At 67.5% G+C, this 21,470-nt stretch carries 20 protein-coding genes; 9 read left to right on the top strand and 11 right to left on the bottom strand.

The genetic code is table 11. From position 1 onward, the window contains the following. Window positions 1-34 precede the first annotated feature (34 nt). Entirely contained in the window at window positions 35-1,081 is a 1,047-nt protein-coding gene (locus tag HNQ66_RS16550) for an ABC transporter substrate-binding protein (RefSeq protein WP_184145280.1), read from the bottom strand. Between the two features lie 272 nt (window positions 1,082-1,353). Between HNQ66_RS16550 and HNQ66_RS16555 the strand changes: the two genes are divergently transcribed. Continuing rightward, complete coding sequence (locus HNQ66_RS16555; protein WP_184145281.1) at window positions 1,354-2,373, top strand: substrate-binding domain-containing protein; 1,020 nt, start codon at window positions 1,354-1,356, stop codon at window positions 2,371-2,373. Window positions 2,374-2,376: 3 nt separating this feature from the next. On the opposite strand, the gene HNQ66_RS16560 is transcribed toward HNQ66_RS16555, so the two are convergent. Continuing rightward, on the bottom strand, window positions 2,377-3,690 hold the full coding sequence (locus HNQ66_RS16560; RefSeq protein ID WP_184145282.1) for an FAD/NAD(P)-binding protein: 1,314 nt from the start codon (window positions 3,688-3,690) through the stop codon (window positions 2,377-2,379). A gap of 264 nt (window positions 3,691-3,954) precedes the next feature. Here HNQ66_RS16560 and HNQ66_RS16565 point away from each other — a divergent pair, with 264 nt between their 5' ends. Next, window positions 3,955-5,031 (top strand): acyl-CoA dehydrogenase family protein, encoded by a 1,077-nt coding sequence (locus HNQ66_RS16565; protein WP_184145283.1) that lies wholly within the window; start codon window positions 3,955-3,957, stop codon window positions 5,029-5,031. Window positions 5,032-5,037: 6 nt separating this feature from the next. Here the strand turns inward: HNQ66_RS16565 and HNQ66_RS16570 are convergent, their stop codons facing one another. Next, window positions 5,038-5,502: an RrF2 family transcriptional regulator gene (locus HNQ66_RS16570; RefSeq protein WP_184145284.1), complete on the bottom strand. Its 465-nt coding sequence runs from the start codon at window positions 5,500-5,502 to the stop codon at window positions 5,038-5,040. 292 nt (window positions 5,503-5,794) lie between these two features. On the opposite strand from HNQ66_RS16570, the gene HNQ66_RS16575 reads away from it, so the two are divergent. From HNQ66_RS16575 to scpA, 4 genes are all read left to right on the top strand, one after another. Next, entirely contained in the window at window positions 5,795-6,484 is a 690-nt protein-coding gene (locus HNQ66_RS16575; protein ID WP_184145285.1) for an RNA polymerase sigma factor, read from the top strand. A gap of 83 nt (window positions 6,485-6,567) precedes the next feature. Beyond that, window positions 6,568-7,089, top strand: coding sequence for a DUF4142 domain-containing protein (locus tag HNQ66_RS16580; RefSeq protein ID WP_184145286.1), 522 nt, complete (start codon window positions 6,568-6,570; stop codon window positions 7,087-7,089). Further along, the gene (locus HNQ66_RS16585; RefSeq protein WP_184145287.1) at window positions 7,086-7,415 is read left to right on the top strand and encodes a cupredoxin domain-containing protein; all 330 of its coding nucleotides are present in this window, start codon (window positions 7,086-7,088) and stop codon (window positions 7,413-7,415) included. The genes HNQ66_RS16580 and HNQ66_RS16585 overlap by 4 nt, the downstream gene beginning before the upstream one ends. Before the next feature lie 140 nt (window positions 7,416-7,555). After that, entirely contained in the window at window positions 7,556-9,682 is a 2,127-nt protein-coding gene (gene scpA / locus HNQ66_RS16590; RefSeq protein WP_184145288.1) for a methylmalonyl-CoA mutase, read from the top strand. A 6-nt stretch (window positions 9,683-9,688) separates the two neighbouring features. Here scpA and HNQ66_RS16595 read toward each other — a convergent pair whose 3' ends face one another. The 5 genes from HNQ66_RS16595 to HNQ66_RS16615 all read right to left on the bottom strand — a co-directional run bounded on the left by HNQ66_RS16595 (window position 9,689) and on the right by HNQ66_RS16615 (window position 14,714). Beyond that, window positions 9,689-10,753 carry an ABC transporter ATP-binding protein gene (locus HNQ66_RS16595; protein ID WP_184145289.1) on the bottom strand — a complete coding sequence of 355 codons (1,065 nt, stop codon included), beginning with the start codon at window positions 10,751-10,753 and terminating at the stop codon, window positions 9,689-9,691. Next, window positions 10,750-11,673 carry a PfkB family carbohydrate kinase gene (locus HNQ66_RS16600; RefSeq protein ID WP_184145290.1) on the bottom strand — a complete coding sequence of 308 codons (924 nt, stop codon included), beginning with the start codon at window positions 11,671-11,673 and terminating at the stop codon, window positions 10,750-10,752. The genes HNQ66_RS16595 and HNQ66_RS16600 overlap by 4 nt, the downstream gene beginning before the upstream one ends. A gap of 3 nt (window positions 11,674-11,676) precedes the next feature. Next, window positions 11,677-12,522 (bottom strand): carbohydrate ABC transporter permease, encoded by an 846-nt coding sequence (locus HNQ66_RS16605; RefSeq protein WP_184145291.1) that lies wholly within the window; start codon window positions 12,520-12,522, stop codon window positions 11,677-11,679. Further along, entirely contained in the window at window positions 12,522-13,406 is an 885-nt protein-coding gene (locus HNQ66_RS16610; protein ID WP_184145292.1) for a carbohydrate ABC transporter permease, read from the bottom strand. The genes HNQ66_RS16605 and HNQ66_RS16610 overlap by 1 nt, the downstream gene beginning before the upstream one ends. A 69-nt stretch (window positions 13,407-13,475) precedes the next feature. After that, window positions 13,476-14,714, bottom strand: a complete 1,239-nt coding sequence (locus HNQ66_RS16615; RefSeq protein ID WP_184145293.1) for an extracellular solute-binding protein — start codon at window positions 14,712-14,714, stop codon at window positions 13,476-13,478. A 163-nt stretch (window positions 14,715-14,877) separates the two neighbouring features. On the opposite strand from HNQ66_RS16615, the gene HNQ66_RS16620 reads away from it, so the two are divergent. Continuing rightward, window positions 14,878-16,083 (top strand): ROK family transcriptional regulator, encoded by a 1,206-nt coding sequence (locus HNQ66_RS16620; RefSeq protein WP_184145294.1) that lies wholly within the window; start codon window positions 14,878-14,880, stop codon window positions 16,081-16,083. Window positions 16,084-16,092: 9 nt separating this feature from the next. Here the strand turns inward: HNQ66_RS16620 and HNQ66_RS16625 are convergent, their stop codons facing one another. From HNQ66_RS16625 to nirK, 3 genes are all read right to left on the bottom strand, one after another. Continuing rightward, window positions 16,093-16,788, bottom strand: a complete 696-nt coding sequence (locus HNQ66_RS16625; RefSeq protein ID WP_184145295.1) for a cyclic nucleotide-binding domain-containing protein — start codon at window positions 16,786-16,788, stop codon at window positions 16,093-16,095. A gap of 63 nt (window positions 16,789-16,851) precedes the next feature. After that, on the bottom strand, window positions 16,852-17,766 hold the full coding sequence (locus tag HNQ66_RS16630; RefSeq protein ID WP_184145296.1) for an SUMF1/EgtB/PvdO family nonheme iron enzyme: 915 nt from the start codon (window positions 17,764-17,766) through the stop codon (window positions 16,852-16,854). Between the two features lie 120 nt (window positions 17,767-17,886). Then, entirely contained in the window at window positions 17,887-19,029 is a 1,143-nt protein-coding gene (gene nirK, locus HNQ66_RS16635; protein WP_184145297.1) for a copper-containing nitrite reductase, read from the bottom strand. Between the two features lie 211 nt (window positions 19,030-19,240). Between nirK and HNQ66_RS16640 the strand changes: the two genes are divergently transcribed. Next, entirely contained in the window at window positions 19,241-20,455 is a 1,215-nt protein-coding gene (locus HNQ66_RS16640) for an NnrS family protein (RefSeq protein ID WP_184145298.1), read from the top strand. Window positions 20,456-20,782: 327 nt separating this feature from the next. Continuing rightward, on the top strand, window positions 20,783-21,469 hold the full coding sequence (locus HNQ66_RS16645; RefSeq protein WP_184145299.1) for a GntR family transcriptional regulator: 687 nt from the start codon (window positions 20,783-20,785) through the stop codon (window positions 21,467-21,469). Window position 21,470: the final 1 nt, after the last annotated feature.

A 21,470-nucleotide genomic window follows, 5' to 3' on the forward strand; every position in this document is an offset into this window, starting at 1 on the left:
GGCCGCCGGAAGCGGCCGGACACGGGAAGCGATCTTACTGCATGATGCCGAGCTTGCGGCAACCGTCGGCATATTCGCCGGTGCAGACTTCTTCCGGCTTGTTGATGCCCTTGTCGAAGATCTCGGCCTTGATGTTCTCCGCCGTCACGACGGCGGGGACGAAGAGCTGCGAGGGCGTGTCGTAGAGCGTGTGGGTCGCTTCCGGCTTCTCGCCCTTGAGGAGCTTGACCGCGGCGTTCGCGGCGGCTGCGGCAACGATTTCCGAGGGCTTGGAGATCGTGTTGTACTGGTCGCCCGAGATGATGAGCTGGAGCGCGGCGATGGTCGCGTCGTTGCCCGTCACCGGCGGCATCTCCTTGACACCGGCGGCCTTCAGCGCGGCGATGGCGCCGCCGCCCGTGCCGTCGTTCGCCGCCACGATGCCCTTGATCTCGTCGCCGAAGCGGGTGATCTGGCCGGCCGTCCATTCCTGCGCCTTCGGCGGCGCCCAGTCCGGCGTGTCGAACTCGGCGAGCGTCTTGTAGGGCGAGGCGGACAGCGCCTCATGGATGCCGTCGCGGATGAGGCCGGCGGCCGCATCGGTCGGCGAGCCGTTGATTTCCAGCACGCCCGCGCCGTCCGCAACGCCCTTGGCCTTCAGGTGGTCGACCAGCGACTGGGCGATGGCCTTGCCGATGCCCTGGTTGTCGAAGGAGACGTAGTAGTCGGCCGGCTTGTCGGGGATCGGGCGGTCATAGGCGATGACCTTGACGTCCTGCGACTGGGCGATCTCGACGAGGGCGGCGGCCGCCGCGGAATCGACCGGGTCGAGAACGATGACCTTGGCGCCCTGCGCGATCACCGAGTTGAACTGCTGCTGCTGGAGCGCGACGTCGGCATTGGCGTTCTGGTAGATGACCGTGCAGCCCGAGCAGAGCTTTTCCATCTCGGCCTTGAAGCCGGGATAGTCGTGCTGCTCGTAGCGGGTCGAGGCCTGGTCGGGCATCAGGAAGGCGACGGTCGCGTTTTCCTGGGCAAAAGCGGCGCTGCCGAGCGACAGGACGAGGCCGGTCGATGCGAGCAGATAGGTAAGCGTCTTCATTGGGTTCCTCCACGGTTGATGTTCGCCAGCGACCTCAGGCCTCCAGGGGTGATACGGGGCCGACGCTTCCGCTACGCAAAAACGCGCGGATCATCGTTCGCTGCGGGGGTGCCGCAACGTCCGGTTCGTCGGTTCTCCGTCTGACTCCTCCCTTGGGTCAGCCTTGCTGTTCAGGCAACTTCATCGATGAAGCATCTTTGCTCAATCGATGAAGCAAGAATTGCCACCAATCTTCATTGATGTCAAGGTGGCGCGCATAACGGAGAGAAAATGTGAAGCGGACGAGCCCACAGAAACGGACGACCATCTACGACCTCGCAGAGCTCGCGGGCACTTCCGCCAGCGCCGTCAGCGCCGTGCTCAACGGCAACTGGAAGAAGCGCCGCATCAGCGCCAAGCTCGCCGAGAGGATCACGAAGCTCGCCGAGGAACAGGGCTATGCGCTCAACATGCAGGCGAGCGTGCTGCGCCGCGAGCGCTCGAAGATCATCGGCATGATCGTGCCGAAATACGACAACCGCTATTTCGGCTCCATCGTCGAGCAGTTCGAGGCGCTGGCGCGCGAACGCGGCCTCTTTCCCATCGTCACCTGCACGCGGCGCGACCCGGCGCTGGAGGTGGAGGCGGCGCGCGCCATGCTCTCCTACCAGGTCGACTGCCTGATCGCGACGGGCGCCACCGATCCCGACCGCATCGTCGACCTGTGCGCGGCCTCCGGCGTGCGCACCGTCAATCTCGACCTTCCCGGCTCGCGCGCCCCCTCCGTCATCTCCGACAACTACGGCGGCGCACTGGAACTGACGCGCCGGGTGCTCGCCAACTGCGAGCGGGAATACGGCGTGAAGGCGCCGCTCCTCTTCGTCGGCGGCCGCGGCACCGACCACAATACGATGGAGCGCATGCGCGGCTTCCGCGATGCGCATGCGGAGGCCGGCATTCCCGTCGACGAGACGCTGGTGCTGCCCTGCGGCTACGCGCCGGAAAAGGCCGAGCAGGCCATGCGACAGCTTGCCGGGCGCACGCACGACCTGCCGCGCGGCATGTTCGTCAACTCAACCATTTCGCTGGAAGGCGTGATGCGCTGGATCCGCCATTCGGGCCACTATGCCGAGCGCATGCCCCATCTCGGCTGCTTCGACTGGGACCCCTTCGTCGCCATGCTGGGCGACCATATCGAGATGGTGCGCCAGGACGTGCCGAACATGCTGCAAGCCGTCTTCGCCATCATCGATTCCGGCGCGACCGAGCCCACCGTGGTCCAGGTGCCGCCCATCATGGAGAAGGTCGGGTGAGACCTATCCGCCGAAGGCCCGCGTCGGCCGCCGGGACGGCAGGGCGAGGACGCCGCGATAGGCCTGCCGCACCGTCTCGGCGAAGGTGAAAGGCCCCGGCCGCAGGCCCGAGGCGACCGCGCCGATGGCCGAGAGGCCGGGAAGCGGCGCACCGTCCGAGAGGAGATGGCCGCATTCGTCGGCGAAGAGGGCGGCCGGGTCGCAGCCGAGCATGCCGGCAAGCGCGCGGGCGGCCGGGATCTCGCGGCAATCGACCGTGTTCTCGTCCTTCACCGGCCCTTGCCGGAGCGGCACGAGGACCGTGCGGTCCGTTTCGATCTCGGCGGCAAGGCGGCGATGGACATCACGGGCGATGCGGATGGAGAAGTGCCGGTGCAACGGCAGGAGATGGCGGCGATAGCGGTTGCGGGCGGCGGGCGGCAGGTTGCGCCAGACGACGCCGAGACGGGCGGAGGCCGCATCGACGACGGCCTGCCACTGGCCGCCTTCCCGCGCCGCCGCATCGCTGCACTCCTGCCGGATATAGCGAAAAGCATCCTTCAGCGAGCGCGTGGCCGGCGGCTGGCCGAAGACGGCGCCGTCAGGGCCGCGGCCATGGGGATGCGGCAGCCCACCGGGCGCGACCGCGACACGGATTTCCCCGGCAAAACCCCGCGCGCGGAGATCGAGCAGGACGGCCGCAAGGCGCGGCCCGTTGCCGACGAGGGTAAGCGGCGGCGGGCTTTCCATCGCCGAGATCCGGGCGGCGACCTCCCGCGCCTCCTGCCACGACGTTGTCTCGCGATGGGCAAGCCCGAAGCCCGTCGCGACGAAGACGTGGTCGAAGACCGCGCTTTCGCCCTCTTGGAAGCCGATATGCACGCCGCACGCCGCCGGCCCGATGTGTCGCACGGCATCGCGCACGGTGCGGATACGCACGTCGCGGCGAAGCGCAAGCGCCTCGGAAAAGCGGCGGAGGAGATAGGCGCGGAAGAGCGCGCGCGGCACATGCAGGTCCTGCGGGCCGTGCAGCGGGGCAATGCCCCGCGCAACGAGATCGTCCCCCAGCCAGCGGGCGAAATCGTCCGGCCGGTCCGGCAGGACGGAGAGGTCGCGCGCGGGCTCGGCCGTCAGCGCCGCCCCGCCCGCCCCTTCGGCGAAGGCGCCCGGCGCATCCCCGGCATCGATCATCCAGGCCTCGAAGGATTGCGGCAGGCGCCGCATCAGGGCGATTGCCACGGCAAGGCCCGATGGCCCTGCCCCGACGATGGCGATCCGCATGACCGGCTGCGCGCCGGCTGGCGTGGCATCTTGCCTTGCGACCCTTTCGAAGAACATGCGCTGTCCTTTCCTCTCAGGTGGGAGGAGAATAGCGCAGCCGCGGATAATATTCTACCTTTTTACTAGAATAATATTCGCGACTGGAAAACGGCGGTTTGCAACCCTTTCGAGGCTTGTCCGTTACCCCTCGCGGCGATCCGCATGAAGCGGCCTTGCCGACAGAAGGTCAAAATCAATCTATACAATCTCTATAGACTATGATCTTTCTATTCCGAAAATGCCTGTGCGCCCTGGAAACGAATTCCGCAAGGAGGAGACGACATGGGTACTCTCTCATACGCACCGGACCGAGCGGCACGGACCGCCGCGATCATCGCCACGGAGGATGAGGCCGTCACGGTCGCCGGCACCCTCGGCGGCATCTTCGCCCTTCCCGGGGAGGGCGAGGTCCCGGCGGAAACGGCCGAAGCGCGCCTCGATCTTCTCTCCCGCTCCGGCCTCTTCGGCATTTCCGTGCCGACCGAGCATGGTGGGATCGATGTCTCCAACACCGTGCTGGCAGAGGTCTGCGCGCTTGCCGCCGCCCGCTCGCCGGCACTCGGCGAGATTCTTGCCGCCCATTTCGTCGCCGCGGAGGAAATCCGCGGCCACGGCAGCGAGAGCCAGAGCAACACCGTCTTTTCCGCAATCCTCGCCGGCGCCCGGCTGGCAAAGGCTTCCGTTCGCCGCGGCCAGACGGCGGACAGCTTCTCGCTCGCCTCCGGCGGGCTTGCCTGGCGGCTCGGCGGAGAGGCCTTCTGTACGCCCTGCGCCCGCCATGCCGACTGGCTGCTGGTGCCGGTTCGCCACGAGGGCACGAAGGTGACGCATCTCCTGCTTCCCGCCCGCGGCGAGGGCCTGCACTATGTCGCCAACAGTTGCACGCCGGCGGCCGGCGGCGCCCCGCCGGCCGAGCATGTGCTGTTCAAGGATGTGTTTGCGGAGGGCGATGCGCTGATCCAGACGGCGGGCGAGCCTTCCCCGCACGACGTCGGCCGCTCGCTGGAACTGCTGCTGGAGGCCGCCCGCACCCTCGGCGCCGGCCGGCACGCCTTGCAGCGGCTGCTGGACGATGCGGCAGGCGATGCGCTCACCGCCGGGCTCCTCTCGGCAAGGCTTGCCGCCGCAGAGGCGATGGTGGCCGAGGCCGGCCGGGCGATCGACGCCGCACAGATCGGCCTTGCCGGGCAGCACAGGACGAATGCCTTCCTCGCCGCCGCCGCGGCGCTCACCGTCACGGAGGAAGCCGCAAGCGCCATCGCCGGCACGCCCGCAACGCCCCCGGCGCACCTTGCGGCGATCCTGAGCGAAAGCGGCGAATTGCGCCAGCAGGCCCGCCGGCCGGAGGAGGAAGTCTAGGGCGACTCAGCCGACGCGCTTTTCCAGCTCTTCGTCGTCGATCATGGCGGAAGCGCCGGGAACGGCAACGAACTGCTCCAGCGTCATCGTATCGAGGATGGAGGCGATGGCGTCGCGCACCTCGGTCATCGCCCGGCGCACCTGGCAGCCTTCCGGGTCGGCACAGTCCTCGCAGGCCTCGTAGGCCGTGCGGCTGGCACAGCGGATCGGCGCCAGCGGGCCGTCGAGCACGCGGATGGCATGGCCGATGCGGATTTCCGCGGCCGGATGGGACAGCGAATAGCCGCCGCCCGGCCCCTTCTTCGAGCGCAGCATGCCGGCATTGCGCAATTCGAGCAGGATCGTATCGAGGAATTTCTTCGGGATATTGTTGCGCAGCGCGATCTCGCTGACGAAAGCCGTTTCGCCGGGCGCCAGCCGCGCCAGGTCGACCAGGGCCTTCAAACCGTATTTTCCCTTTTTCGTCAGCATTTCAGCCTGCTTTCCACCTGCATGAGCGTCATCCGGACCTCATGCAGTCACCCATGCCGGGCGATTCCGGCTCATTCTAGGCATTGAAGTACGAAAAACATATAAAAACGGTATAATTTATTTGTGCAGTGCATCGCAAGGACATTGCCCTTCCCGGTCAACCCCTTGCGGCGTTTTCCTGCCATCCGTGCCCCGGCCGCATCATTTTGCCGTCTTTTCGCGCGGCATCGGCTATTCTTGCGGGAACCTTCCGGCAGGTCCGGCATCCAACAGGTCCCGAAAGGAGCATCCGATGCCGATTCTGCAAGACATTGCCGACAGCCTTCCCGACGACGGGGAAGCATCGCTCATCCGCCGCGCGGCCGCGGGCGACGCGGACGCCGTCCGCCATATCGTCAAGGCCCACAACCAGCGGCTCTACCGGCTCGTCCGGGCGGTGCTGCGCAGCAATGCCGATGCCGAGGAAGTGCTTCAGGAGGCCTATCTCCATGCCTTCTCCCGGCTTGCCGGCTTCAAGGGCGAGGCCTCGCTTTCGACCTGGCTCTCGCGCATCGCTCTCAACGCGGCGCTGATGCGGCTGCGTGCGCAGAAGCGCCAGAAGCGCGCGGCGGCGGAAACCCGGCCCTTCGAGGCCGACATCATCCCCTTCCCGCTCTCCTCCTCCACAGCCGATCCGGAGCGTGTCATGGCGCAGCGGCAGCTTCTCCGCCTCATAGAGGAGGCGACCGACGCGCTTCCCGAAGCCTTTCGCCTCGTTTTCGTCGCCCGCGTCATCGAGGGCCTGAGCGTGGAGGAGACGGCCGCGCTCCTCGGCCTGCCGCCGGCGACCGTGAAGACGCGGCTCCATCGCGCCCGCAAGCTCATCCGCACGCGGCTGGAAGAACAGGTCGGCCCCGTCCTCACCGACGCCTTCCCCTTCGCCGGCACGCGCTGCGACCGGCTGACGGATGCCGTTCTCGCCAAGCTCGGCCTCGACACATGACGGGAACCTCCCGGGCACGCCGGCATCCAATGGGGCGTTAACCGAAACGGGCGCCACCCATCCGCGGCGCCGAGGAGATCCCGATGAAAACCCTGATCTGCGCGCTCAGCGCCGCCTGCCTTGCCCTTGCCGCCACACTGGCCGTCGCCGCCGACAAGCCGACCGATCCCCAGATCGCCCACATCGCCTACAGCGCCGGCGTCATCGACGTGGAAGCGGCCAAGCTTGCCCTGTCGAAGACGAAGAACCCGGACGTCACCGCCTTCGCCCAGTCGATGCAGAAGGACCATGAGGCCGTCAACGACATGGCGCTGGCGCTCGTCAAGAAGCTCGGCGTGACGCCCGAGGACAACCCGACCAGCCGGGCGCTCGCCAAGGCCAGCGAGGAAAAGCGCGCCGAACTCGGCAAGCTCGACGGCGCAGCCTTCGACAAGGCCTATATCGACAACGAGGTCGCCTATCACAGAGAAGTCAACGGCGCGCTCGAGACGTTGCTGATCCCCTCGGCGCAGAACCCCGAGCTGAAGAGCCTGCTGGAAACCGGCCTGAAACTGTTCCAGGGCCATGAGCAGCACGCCGAGCACGTTGCGGCAGGCCTGAAATGACCGCCCTTCTCAACCGGCGCCAGTTGCTGGCGGCGGGCGCGGCCGTGCTTGCCGGCGGCACGCTCGCCCGCGCCCACAACGGCACGGTCCATGTGACGATCGACAAGCTCGCCTTCCAGCCTGCGGAAATCGAGGTGAAGGCCGGCGAGACGATCGAATGGACCAACAGGGATCCCTTCGCCCACACCGCCACCGTCAAGGGCGGCTGGGAGGTGTCCATCCCGCCCGGCAAGTCGGCAACCCATGTCGTGACCGCCGACGACAGTGTGGACTATTACTGCCGCTTCCATCCCAACATGACGGGCAGGATCAAGGTCATCGCCTGACAGCGCTTGCCCGCCGCGTGCACTCCGCGCGGCGGTCTCCCATGGCCGCTTTCCCGCCCCCTCCTTGGCCGAAGGGAGGGCGTGATGAAAGCAAAAGGCCGTGATAGGGTCGCGCGGAACGATCCTGGAGTGTGAGCGGAATGAGCGAGAAGACGTTGAAGGACTGGGAAGCGCTGGCCGAGAAGGAGCTGCGCGCCGCGCCCGGAACGCTCGACTGGCAGACGCCGGAAGGCATAACCGTCAAGCCCGTCTATACCGCGGAGGACCTTGAAGGCGTCGACCACCTCGGCTCGCTCCCGGGCTTCTCTCCCTTCGTGCGCGGGCCGCGCGCCACCATGTATGCCGGCCGGCCCTGGACGATCCGCCAATATGCCGGCTTCTCGACGGCCGAGGCCTCCAACGCCTTCTACCGCAAGGCGCTCGCCGCCGGCCAGCAGGGCGTTTCTGTCGCCTTCGACCTTGCCACCCACCGCGGCTATGACAGCGACCATCCCCGCGTCGTCGGCGATGTCGGCAAGGCGGGCGTCGCCATCGACAGCGTGGAGGACATGAAGATCCTCTTCTCCGGCATCCCGCTGGAAAAGGTCTCCGTCTCCATGACGATGAACGGCGCGGTGATCCCGATCCTCGCGAGCTTCATCGTCGCCGGAGAGGAGCAGGGCGTGCCGCGGGAGGCGCTCTCCGGGACCATCCAGAACGACATCCTCAAGGAGTTCATGGTCCGCAACACCTATATCTACCCGCCCGCGCCCTCGATGCGGATCGTCGCCGACATCATCGACTACACGGCGCGCGAGATGCCCAAGTTCAACTCCATCTCGATCTCCGGCTACCACATGCAGGAGGCCGGCGCGACGCTCACGCAGGAGCTCGCCTTCACCATCGCCGACGGACGCGAATATGTCCGCGCCGCCATCGCCAAGGGCCTCGATGTCGACGATTTCGCCGGCCGCCTCTCCTTCTTCTTCGCCATCGGCATGAACTTCTTCATGGAGGCGGCCAAGCTGCGCGCCGCGCGCCTGCTCTGGGACCGCGTCATGGACGAGTTCCAGCCGAAGAAGGCCTCCTCGCGCATGCTGCGCACCCACTGTCAGACCTCCGGCGTCTCGCTGCAGGAGCAGGACCCCTACAACAACATCGTGCGCACCGCCTTCGAGGCGATGTCCGCCGCGCTCGGCGGCACGCAGTCGCTGCACACCAATTCCTTCGACGAGGCCATCGCGCTTCCGACGGAGTTTTCCGCCCGCATCGCCCGCAACACCCAGCTCATCCTCCAGCACGAGACGGGCGTGACGAAGGTGGTCGACCCGCTCGCCGGCTCCTACTATGTCGAAAGCCTCACGCATGAGCTTGCCGAGAAGGCCTGGGCTCTCATGGGAGAGGTGGAGGCGATGGGCGGCATGACGAAAGCCGTCATCGAGGGCCTGCCGAAGCGGCTGATCGAGGAGGCCGCCACGCGCCGTCAGGCCGCCGTCGACCGCGGCGACGAGGTCATCGTCGGCGTCAACAAATACCGCCTCGAGGACGAGCAGCCGATCGACATCCTGGAGATCGACAATTCCGCCGTGCGCGCCGCGCAGATCAAGCGGCTGGACGAGATCCGCCGCCGCCGCGACGGTGCAGCGGTGGCCGGGGCGCTCGCCGGGCTGGAAGCCGTCGCGAAGACCGGCCAGGGCAACCTCCTCGAAGCCGCCGTCGCGGCCGCGCGGGCGCGCGCGACGGTGGGCGAGATTTCCGACGCCATGCGCCGCGCCTTCGGCGACCATGCGGCGGTGCCCGACGTCGTCGGCGACATCTACGGCCCGGCCTATGGCGACGACCCGGAATACAGGACGCTCGCCGGCCGCATCGCCGCGCGCGCGGCGAAACCGAAGATCATGGTGGCCAAGCTCGGCCAGGACGGCCATGACCGCGGCGCCAAGGTCATCGCCTCGGCCTTCGGCGATCTCGGCTTCGACGTCACCGTCGGCCCGCTGTTCCAGACGCCGGAGGAGGCGGCCGACCTTGCCGTTTCCGGGAAGGTGCAGGTCGTCGGCATGTCCTCGCTCGCCGCCGGGCACAAGACGCTGGCCCCGGCGCTGGTCGAAGCGCTCCGCAAGCGCGGGGCGGAGAATATCGTGGTTGTCGTCGGCGGCGTCATTCCGCGGCAGGACTACGATTTCCTGCTGGAGAACGGCGTATCGGCCGTCTTCGGCCCCGGCACGAACGTGCTCGATGCGGCCAATGCCGTGCTCGACCTCGTGGACGGCCGGATTCGCAACCAGTAAAGACGGTCAGTTCAGCCGCGCTTCCGTCTCGGCGTCGAAGACGTGGAAGGAGGCGGGATCGACATGAAGGGTGACGTCATCGCCCGCCTCGACGCGCGCGGCTGCCGGCAGGGCGGCCACGATGCGCTGCCCGCCGACCGAGGCCGTGACGATGCGCTCCGGCCCGGTAAGCTCGGCGACCTCGCAGCGCGCCGAAAAGCCGATCCCCTCGCCCGCCTGCCCCACCGCCTCGGGGCGGACGCCGAGCACGAGCCGGCGTCCCGCGGGAACGGCCTCCAGCCCCGGCAAGGCAAGTGCGATCCCGGTCCCGTCGACCGTCACCCGGCCGGCCTGCGCGGTCGCGGCAAGAAGGTTCATCGGCGGCGCGCCGACGAAGGTGGCGACATAGAGCGTCGCCGGGCGGTTGTAGATCTCTTCCGGCGTGCCGAGCTGCTCGATGCGCCCGTTGCGCATGACGGCGATGCGGGTCGCCAGCGTCATTGCCTCGATCTGGTCGTGCGTGACATAGACCACGGTGGTCTTCGTCAACTGGTGCAGGCGCTTCAGCTCCGTGCGCATCTCCATGCGCAGCTTGGCGTCGAGGTTCGACAGGGGCTCGTCGAACAGGAAGATCTTCGGATTGCGCACGAGCGCGCGGCCGATCGCCACGCGCTGGCGCTGGCCGCCGGAAAGCTGGGCCGGCTTGCGCTCCAGCAGGGTCTCGATCTGCAGCAGCCTTGCCGTCTCGTGCACGGCCCTGTCGCGCTCGGCCGCGCCGACCTTGCGCATTTCCAGCCCGAAGCCGATGTTCCGATGCACGGTCAGATTGGGATAGAGCGCATAGGACTGGAACACCATGGCGATGTCGCGGTCCTTCGGATGCATCCCGACGATGGAGCGCCCGTCGATGCGGATATCGCCGCTCGTCGGCTCGGCAAGGCCGGCGATGATGTTGAGCAGCGTGGACTTGCCGCAACCCGACGCGCCGAGCAGCACGAGGAATTCCCCGCTCGCAAGGTCGATGTTGATGCCCTTCAACGTCTCGATGGCGCCGTAGCTCTTGCGGATGGCGTCTATGGTCAGCGTGCTCATGCCGGGATTTCCTGCGTGTCCGGCGCATAGCGCCGCGGATGGGTGGAAATGGCGCGCGAAGCGATGCGGGTGCCCACGGCAAGGCTCGCCGCCAGCCCCTCGCCGGCCGCATAGGCAGCAAGGAAGCCGGCATTGAACACGTCGCCCGCGCCGATCGTATCGACCACCGCAACCGGCGGCGCTTCGGCGTGCAAAAGCCGGCCTTGCGGATCGACGGCCAGCACACCCTTCGGCCCGCATTTCACGACGGCGATCGCACCGTCCGGCATGCCCTGCCGAAGGATGCGCCCCGCCTCGGCGGGGTCGGCCACCTCCGCAAGGCTGGTCGTCTCCACCTCGTTGAGAAGCGCGATGCGGCAGCGTGACAGCCAGCGTTTCGCCGCCGTTTTGTTGGCCGCCGTCCAGCCGGCGAGCGGCCAGCCCGTATCGAGCGCGACGGCGATGCCGTGACGATCCGCCCAGTCGAAGAGCGCGTCGTATTCCTCCACCAGCCGGTCTGTGAGGAAGGAGCCGCACAGGAGCGCGATGCCGCCGGCAAGGCGCGGCCCGTCCAGCACGGCGAAGACATCCTCCAGGCTGAACAGCGGAAGGTGGCCGCGCGTGGTGAAGAAGGTGCGCTCGCCGTCCGGGTGGGTGATGCCGACGGAGAGCGTCGTGCTCTCGCCGTGCACCGGCCATTTCCGGGCGTGATCGCCGAAGCTGCCGGCAAGCCACGTCCCGAAACTGTCGGCGCCGATGCTCGCCGCCATCTCGAAGGGCGTGCCGAGCGCCATCAGGGCGAGCGCCGCGTTGCCGGCCGAGCCGCCGGGGCGCAATTCGTCATGGTCGACGATGATCTCGGTGCCCGGCTGCGGCCACGGCGCGGCAGGCCCCATGATCAGGTCGACATTGACGTTTCCGATGACGGCAAGCGGTCTCACACGTTATCCTTTCACGCCGCCGCTGGTGAGGCCCGAGATGAGGGCCCGCTGCATGAGGAGGCCGACCAGCACCGGCGGCAGCGCGGCGAGCACGCCGGCGGTCGCGATCAGCCCGTAGTCGGAGACCCGCCCGCCGGCAAGGTCGGCGATGGCGACGGTCAGCGTGCGGGCGCGCTGGTCGGAGGTGAAGAGCAGCGCATAGAAGAACTCGTCCCAGCCGAGCAGGAAGGCGAAGAGCGCCGAAGTGGCGACAATGGGCATGGCGAGCGGCAGGGTAAGGATGCGCAATGTCGTAAAGAGCCCGGCTCCGTCGATCATCGCCGCCTGCTCGATCTCGCGCGGAATGCCGTCGAAGCCGGATTTCATAAGCCAGGTCGTGAAGGGCGCGAGGATGCTGAGATAGACGAGCGCGAGGCCGAAGACGGAATTGAGAAGGCCGAGCCAGGCGAGCGCCATGTAGAGCGGCACGGCAAGCGCCACCGGCGGCAGCATGTAGGTGGCGATCACCAGCGACAGCGACCAGCCGACCGAAGGCGTGCGCGAGACCGCCCAGCCGGCCGGAATGGCAAGCGCGATGGCCGCGAGCGTCGCCATGCCGGCAACGAGGATGCTGTTGATAAGCGAAGCGACGAAGGCCGCGCCCGCGCTGTTGGGAACGGTCGAGAGCAGGACCGCATAGCGCGAGAAATCGACATGGCTCGGCCACCAGCCGAGCGGCTTTGCGACGAGGTCGGCGGCCGGCGAAATACTCATGACGAAGAGCCAGAAGATCGGCGCGAGGATGACGGCGGCAAGCAGGAGCGCTGCGGCATGGATGAGGATCGAGGCGAGGCGGCTGCGGCGTTCCATCAGGCGGCGCTCCCCGCGGCGCGGCGCACCAGCAGGCCGTAGCCGACCGCCAGCACGGTAACGATGAGCGTGACGACGAGGGCGAGCGAGGCGCCCGAGCCCGCCCGCTGGAAGGAGAAGGCCTCCTGATAGACGAGGATCGAGAGCGTGCGCGTCGAATTGGCCGGCCCGCCGCGCGTCATGACCCAGATGATGTCGAACACCTTGAAAGCCTCGATGGTGCGCAGCACCAGCGCCACCATGAGGGGACCGGCAAGATAGGGCAGCACGACGAAGCGGAAGCGGGCGAAGGGCCCTGCGCCATCGACGAGCGCGGCCGAGGTGATGTCGCGCGGCACGGCCTGCAGGGCGGCGAGCGCGATGAGGGCGACGAGCGGAAAGTTCTTCCAGCAGTCGGCGAGGATCAGCGCCGTCATGGCCGTGCCCGGCTCGCCGAGCCACGAACGATAGCTATCGAGAAGGCCGATCTGCGTCAGCGCGGCGTTCAGCGCGCCGTATTCCGGGTTGTAGATCAGCCGCCACAGGGTCGCATTGACGACGGTGGGCAGCGCCCAGGGCAGGATGAGCAGCGCGCGCAGCACGGCACGACCATAGAAGCGCTGGTTGAGCAGCAGGGCGGCGAGGACGCCGATCACCATTTCCGCCGTCACCGAGACGACCGCGAACCAGGTGGTCGCATAAAGGGCGCGCTGGAAATTGCCGCTCGTCAGCATCTTCACGTAATTGTCGAAGCCGACGAACCGGCCGCCGAGGCCGACGAGCTTGGCATCGGTGAAGGAAAGACGCACCGTATCGGCCATCGGCCAGCCGATCACCGCGATCATGATCGCCAGGAGCGGCAGCATGAGAAGCCATGCCCGGGTCGTCATCCAGGTGCTGGACATAGCGTCCTCTTGTCGGTCTTCGGGCTAGTGAGTGTGCGGGCGGCCGGGGCCGCCCGCAAGACGCATTCGTCAGAGGCCGCTGTTTTCCGCGGCGGACTTCAGCGCATCTTCCGGCGAGGCCTGATCGAGAAGCGCTTCCTGGATGGCCTGCTGGAGAGCCGTGGAGAGCTCCTGGTACTTCGGCGTCGTGGGGCGCGGATACATGGCGGCAAGGCCGAGCTTGGCGGCGGCGATCATCTCTTCCTGCCCGGCGGTCACGGCCGGGTCGTCATAGGAGGAGGACCAGATCGGCAGGCTGAGCTTGGCATAGGCGTTCTGCGTTTCCTGCGAGGTCATGTGGACGATGTATTTCCACGCCTCGTCGGGATGCTTGCTCGTCGTGGTGATGCCGAGACCCATCGAGCCGTTGACGGCCGAGACCTCGCTCTTGCCGGAAACGCCCGGCGCCGGCACGACGCCGACCTTGCCGGCGACCTTGCTGTCCTTGCCGGCATTGGCCATGTTGTACATGTAGGTCCAGTTGAGCGCGAAGGCCGCCTCGCCGTTCTGGAAGACGTTGCGCACGTCCTCTTCGAGGAATTCCTTGGAATTCGGGTTGGTGAGGCCGGACTTGTAGCTGTCGACCATGTATTTCAGCGCGTCGAGACCGCCGCCCTCGGCGAAGGCCGGCTTGCCGTCCTTGAGGAACTCACCGCCATAGGCGCTGACGAGCGTGGTGTAGTCGCAGATCGCGGCCTCGGCCTGCGCCCAGCTCCAGGCGATGGGCGTTGCCAGCAGGCCCTTGTCCTTGATGATCTTCGCCTGTTCGGTCAGTTCGTCCCAGGTCTTCGGCGGCGCCTTGATGCCGGCCTTTTCCAGGATTTCCTTGTTGTAGAACAGGTACTTGGTGTCGAGGATCCACGGCATGCCGTAGGACTTGCCGTCATAGTTCACCGTCGTCCAGGCGCCCGGCAGGACACCCTTCTTCATGTCGTCGGTGATGCGCGAGGACACGTCGACCAGCACGTTGTTGGCCGCATATTCGGCCGGCCAGATCACGTCGAAGAGCACGACGTCATAGCCGCCGCCGGAGCCCTGCGCGAGCACGGTCTTGTCGTGCAGGCCCTCGTAGGGCACGAATTCGAGATTGACCTTGATGTCCGGATTCGCCTTGGTGAAGGCGTCGGTCATCGCCCGCACGTCCGCTTCGCTATAGGCGGCCTGCGCCATGAAGAGGGCGTTGAGCGTGGTTTCCGCAAAGGCGTGCGGAGCGGACGCGGCGGCGATGAGCGCGGCGCCCAGCAGGGTTTTCGAGATCGATTTCAACATGCCAGCCTCCAGTTTGCTTTGATGCCGAAAGCGCCCGGCACGGGCGCTTGTCTTTGCCATGGGCCTTGCGGCCCGTTCCCGGAACTCTTCGGTTCCTTATTAAGTCAAATGTCTTGACTTAACTGTTCTGTATTAATCAAATGGTGTCAAGAGGGAAGTGGCGATGAACGAACTGCGGACGATCCGCGCCAAGAGCGGAACCAATCAGGAAGGCACGAGCGCGCACAACCGGCGCGTCATCATCGAGGCTATCCGCCTGAACGGCCCGCTCTCGCGCGCCGATCTCGCGCGTGCGACCCGGCTCACCAAGCAGACCGTCTCCAACCTCATCGAGAACCTGGAGGCCGACGGGCTCGTCGCCTCCGAAGACGTGGTGCGGCGCGGCCGCGGCCAGCCATCCACGCCCTACCGGCTCGTGGCCGAGGGCGCCTTTGCGCTCGGCGTGCAGATCGACCGGGAGCTTACCCGCGTCGTCGCCGTCGATTTCCTGGGGCGGGAAGCCGCCCGGGCGGTCGCCAACCTGCCGCCGGGCGATCCCGTCGAGGGCAGCCGGGTGATCCTGCGGCTCGTCGAGAAGGTGCGCGCCGACCTCGTCGCACGCATTCCGGTCTCCGCCCACCGGCTCACCGGGCTCGGCATCGCCATGCCGGGGCCGTTCGGGCTGGAGCCCGCCGGAGACGATCCGTGGATGATGGGCAAGTGGCAGGCCTTCCCGCTGCTGGAGACGCTCGCCGCCGGCACCGGCCTCGACGTCAGCCTGCAGAACGACGCCACGGCCTGCGCGACGGCCGAGCGCATGAACGGTGCGGCCGACGGCCTCGACCATGTCGTCTGCCTCTATCTCGGATACGGCATCGGCGCCGGGCTCATCCTCGGCGGCGAACTCTACACCGGCAGCAACCGCAATGCGGGCGAGATCGGCATGGTGCTCTTTTCGCGCGGCGGCGCGGTCCTGCCGCTGGAACATCGCGCCTCGCTCGCCTCGCTGTTCCAGCGCCTCGGCCTCGACACGGCGACGACGGATGCCTACGAGACGGTGGAGCGGCTGACGCGGGAGGGCGACCCGCGCATTCTCGACTGGCTGGAGGGGGCCGCGACAGATCTCCGGCAGGCCGTCCACATGGTCGAGACCATCTTCGATCCGCAGACCGTGCTTTTGACCGGCAGCGCGCCGCAGCCGCTCGCCGAGCGGCTGTTTGCCGCCGTCTTCCCGCTGCTGCCGTCGAATGCCGAGCGGCCGGGCCGCACGATCGCCCGCTTCCAGCTCGGCACGATGGATCCTTGGGCGGTCGCCCTCGGCGCGGCCGCCGATCCCATCCGCCGCGCCTTCGATCCGGTCTTCTCGGCCATCCTCAAGGAAGCCACCTGAGCGGAAAGCCTATTCCTTCGCGCCGTCGGCGAGCGCCGAAAGGCCGTTCATATCGCGCACGAGCAGCTTCTGCCGCCCGCCCTCGACGAGGCCGCGCGCTTCCCAGGCCGAGAGGATGCGCGAGACGGTGTGAAGCGTCGTGCCGGTCATCTCGGCGATGTCCTGGCGGGAGATGGGGAAGTCGATGCGGATGCCGTCCTCCTCCTTGCGCCCTGCCTGGCGCGAGAGACGCAGGACGGCATGGGCGACGCGCCGCTCCACCTCCTCGGTGGACATCTCGCGGATGCGGGTATGGGCCTCTTCCAGCCGCTGGCCGATCGTCTGCATGGCGCTGACGGCAAGGCGGGGGTTCTGCTCGACGAAGCTCGGCCAGAGATCCGTCGGCCAGCCGAGGATCACGCTCTCCGTCGCCGCGCGCGCGGTGCCGGGATAGTCTGACCGCTGCAGCGCTTTGGCGAAGCCGAAAAGGTCGCCCGGATGGACGACGCGCACGATGATCTGCTGGCCGTCCTGCGTCACCTGCGTCACCTTCAGGCGGCCGTGCAGCAGGAGGAAGAAGCTTGCCGCCTGCTGGCCCTGCTCGAAGACGGCGTCGCCCTGCGGCACGCGGCGCGCGGTCGCATGGGCCAGCAATCTGTCGAGGTCTTCGTCGCTCATCCGCTCGAACAAGGCGAGCGAGCGCACGACGGTCCTGTCGATCTTCACAATCCGTAGCCTCTCGGTATGAACGTTACCGGCTTCTATCACGCCGGGGCCGCGGCCGGAAGTTCAGAACGGCAATCCTTTCCTGCGAAGCGTGTCGAGGAGGCCGGCATACCAGCGGGTGTCCTTCACCAGGCGGAAGCCGACATTGTCCGGCGGCACGCCCACCGCGCAGCCGCCGCCCTTGGGGTTGCGCACGAACGAGCTCAGCGAGGCGCGGTGTTTGCCGCTCGCAACGTAGACGCCGCACGACTGGGTGTCCTTCACGACAGCCCCCGCCTCGTCGAGGTTGACGCGGCGGCTGCAGGTCGCCGTCCAGTCCCAGACATTGCCGGCGAAGTCGGCAAGGCCGAACTCGCTCTCGCCGAAGCGGCCGAGCGGCTGGGGAACCGGATCGCGCGAGGCCTTGCGCGCCGCCTCGCGGCGATAGTCGGCCAGCCAGCGGTCGGCGGGATTGGTGCTGTTAATGTCGACGCCCAGCGCATCGTCCGGGAAGCGCGAACCTGCAGCGAAGGCAAGGTCGCGGTCGGTCGGCAGCGTCCAGATCTCGCCGGTGCGCGCGCTCAGCCAGCCGGCATAGGCGACGGCGTCGTCATAGCTGACGCCCGTGGCGGGGGTGGTAGCGGGATCGGCCGGCACATAGCTCGGCTCGGCCGGCGGGCAGGCACCATCGGCCACGCAGCGCCCGTAGTCGGCGGCGGTGACCTGGTATTTCATGATGGTGAGCGGACGGCGGATCGTCACGGTCTCGACCGGGCCGTCGACGGCAAAGCCGTTGCGGAAGAATTCGCCGCTGTCGCGATACTGGAAGGTGCGCGGCGCGACCTCCACCGTCATCGGTTCATCGAGGACGGGCCCCGCCGGCGCGGGACGGAAGAGATCGGCCTGAACTGCCAGCGTGCCGGCAAGGCCGGCGAGCAGGACGGCGGGGAAAGCGAGCGAAGTCCACGAGATGCCGGGTTTCGAAACGAGCACAGCCATGACGGCCTCCTTGCACGCGCCCGGACGGTGTTTCGGCATCCGGGGCGGGTGCCGGTGAAAGGCCGGGCCGCCGCCGGCGGCCCGGAGAGGGCCCGCCGCCAAGGCGGCGGGCATCAGGGGTCAGACGCCGTTCGGGGGCGTGACCGATGTCATCAGGTCGTCGTTCCACTTGCCCGTGACCGTGAAGTGCGCGGCCGCACCCAGCTCGAAGGCCTCGATCAGGTTGTGGTTGACATAGGCATAGATGCCGGGCTGCTCGAAGGTGTAGAAGGCCGCGCCCGCCGTGCCGCCCGGAATGAACCAGGTCTCCTGGTCGACATCCGGAACGTTGCGGAACTTGCCGGTCGCCCAGACATAGTCGCCGTGGCCGCCGATAAGGTGCGGACGGGTGTCGCGGTTGGCCTGCGAATGCACGATCAGCACCTTCTCGCCCACCTTCGCCTGCAGGGCGTTGTCGCCGGTGAGGGCCCCGACCGCGCCGTTGAAGACGATGTGGCTCGGGGTCAGCGTGCGCATCACCTCGATCGTGTCGGCATAGGCGTCGCCCGCGCTGGCATATTTCTTGAAGTTGCCCTTCTCGTCGCGCGGCACGTAGAAATCCTGCTCGCCGACATAGTAGACCCGGTCATAGGTCAGTTCCTTGCCGTGCCCGTCGGTGAGCCCTTCGCGGGGCAGCACCATGATCGCGCCGTTCATGCCCGAGGTGACATGCCACGGCACCATTCCGGGAGGTGCGCAATGGTAGACAAAGACGCCGGCCTTGGTGGCCTTGAAGCGCAGGACCGTGCTTTCGCCCGGGTTGACCACGGTCAGCGCACCGCCGCCGAGGCCGCCGGTTGCCGAATGGAAGTCGATGTTGTGCTGCAGTTCGTTGGTCTCGGGGTTGATCAGCGTCAGTTCGACATAGTCGCCCTGGTGCACCACCATCATCGGCCCGGGAACCGACCCGTTGAAGGTCATCGCGTGGACTTCCGTGCCCTGGTCGTCGAGGATCATCGTCTTTTCCTCGATCGTCAGGGTGAATTCGTGGATCTTCGGGCCGCCGTCAGCCTTCTGGCTGTGGGCGTGGACGAAGGGAGGTTTCACCAGCTCGACCTTCACCCGCTCAAGGTTGGCGACGTTTGCGGCCGCGGCGGTCGGATCGGTCTGGATGTCGCCGCCTTCGGCCCGTGCCATCGTCGCCGCGATGAGCGGCGTCAGGACGCCGGCGAAAGCGGCACCGCCCAGGATCGTGCGGCGGGTCATCTGAAACTGCTCAGTCATTGCATGTCTCCTTTTGAAAGAACGGAGCGGTGTATCGCCCTGTTGCTCTCGTTCTACGCGCATTCGGCGCCGTCTCTTTGAGGCTGGTCAAACAGGTCCTTCCGGCCGCTGCGGCATTTTGGCAGGCGCCTGCTTGCTCTTTGTCATCTCGCAAAGAACCCGTCGGCCGCGGCCCCTAGAAGGAAACTCACACATGCAAAGGAGCACGATCATGAGTGCAAGCCAAACCGCGGGGCGCGTCGGCGGCCCCGTTCCACGCGGCCTTTCCCGCACCGGCCCGGTGCTGTTTTCCTACGGCTTCCGGCCGTTCTTCCTCGGCGGCGGCGTGTGGGCGATCGTCGCCATGACGCTGTGGATCGCCGCGATCACCGGCCATATCGAGATCGCCGGCGATTACGGCGCGCCGAACTGGCACGCGCACGAGATGCTGTTCGGCTTCGCCTCGGCCGTGCTCGCCGGCTTCCTGCTGACGGCCGTGCCCAACTGGACGGGCCGGCTGCCCGTTTCCGGCAAGCCGCTCGGCGCGCTCTTCGGCCTCTGGTGCGCCGGGCGCATCGCCCTCCTCATGACCGACTGGATCGGCGTGACGGCAGCCGCCGTGATCGACGGCCTCTTCCTTCCGGTGCTCCTTCTCATCTGCACGCGCGAGATCGTCGCCGGGCGCAAGTGGAAGGACCTGAAGGTGCTCGGGGCGCTCCTCGCCCTTTCGCTGGCGAACGGGCTCTACCACGTCGCCATCATCGGCGGCGACCGCGACGAGGTGACGATCCGCCTCGCCCTCTCCGCCTATGTCATACTGGTGATGATCATCGGCGGGCGCATCGTGCCGAGCTTCACCCGCAACTGGCTCGCCAAGGCGGGGCGGACGAAATTCCCGGTCCCCTTCAATCGCTTCGACACCGTCGCCATCCTCGCCGGCACCGCGGCGCTCGCCGCCTGGACCGCCGATCCGATGCATCTCGCGACGACCGTGCTCGCACTTGCCGGCGCCATCCTCAACGCCGTCCGCCTCTACCGCTGGCGCGGCTGGACGACGGCGCAGGAAAAGCTGCTCGTCGTCCTCCACGTCGCCTATGCCTTCATCCCGCTCGGCCTTCTGGCCATCGCCCTTGCCGCCAACGGCTGGGTGGAGGAACGCTCGGTGCTGCATCTCCTCTCCGTCGGCGCCATTGCCGGCATGATGCTGGCGGTGATGACGCGCGCCAGCCTCGGCCATACCGGCCATGCCCTGACGGCCTCGCGCCTGACCGTCGCGGCCTATGTGGCGGTCTTCGCCTGCGCGCTGGTCCGCCCGCTCGGCGAGGTCCTTCCCGACATGAGCCAGACGATTTATGCCGCCTCCGGCGTCCTCTGGATCACCGCCTTCGGCCTCTTCTGCCTGGAATATGCGCCGATCCTCACCCGCCGGCGCCGCACACCGCTGTAAGGGGAACGGGCATCGTCAGCCGGGCGAGACCGCAGGTGTGCCATCTCCTGCGGTTTCGCCCCTCCTGCTTTGCGAAGGCGGAATCTTCCGCATCCGCTTGCCTCTCTCCCCTCGCCTTGTATACTAGCATGCATTATACGCCCCGGCAGGCGCGGGGCCTTGCCTTGGAGCCCGAAGTCATGCTCTTTGGCGAGCCGGCGTCAGCGCGGCCCGGCAGGACCGGGACGGGCGGGACGCGATGGAACAGCGGGCCGGTGACAGGATGACCATGGTGGCTATACATGAAATGACCTTTGCCGCCCGCGGCAGCCGTTGCGGTTGCCGCGCATGAGGGGCGCCCAGAACCCGGCCGGCGCGCCGTCGAGCGTCGACGACATCCACGACGTCATCCGCGACGAGATCATCACGCTGCGGCTGATGCCCGGCGCCAAGGTCTCCGAGAACGAGCTGGCGCGCCGGTTCAACACCAGCCGTACGCCGGTTCGCGAGGCGCTGCTGCGGCTCGTCGACGAGGGCCTCGTCGAGGTCTGGCCGCAGCGCGGCACGCTGATCACGCCGATCTCGCTGCAGGCGGTGCGGCGCGCCCGCTTCGTGCGCGAGGCCATCGAGGTCGCCGTGTTCCGCAAGGCCGCCATCGAAGGCCTTTCCGCGGCGGTGCTCGCCCAGCTCGACGCCATCATGGCCGAGCAGGATGCGGCCCGCGAGGATCCCGTCCGCTTCACCGAGGCCGACGACGCCTTCCACCGCGCCTTCGCCAACGGTATCGCGGTCGGGGACATCTGGACGGTGCTGGAGCGGGAGAAGGCGCAGTTCGACCGGCTGCGCTTCCTCAGCCTGCCGAACGTCACGCCCGTCTCCGTGCTGATCGAGCAGCACGAGAAGATGATCGCCGCCGTCCGCGCGCGCGATCCCGACGCCGCCGAGAAGGCCGTGCGCCATCATCTGTCGGAAGTGCTGAAGGTGACGGAGCAGCTTTCCGCCCGCTACCCCGACCTCATCGTCAACGATATCTGAC

Origin of the sequence: Shinella fusca (assembly GCF_014203155.1) — a bacterium.
Taxonomy (GTDB): Bacteria; Pseudomonadota; Alphaproteobacteria; order Rhizobiales; family Rhizobiaceae; genus Shinella; species Shinella fusca.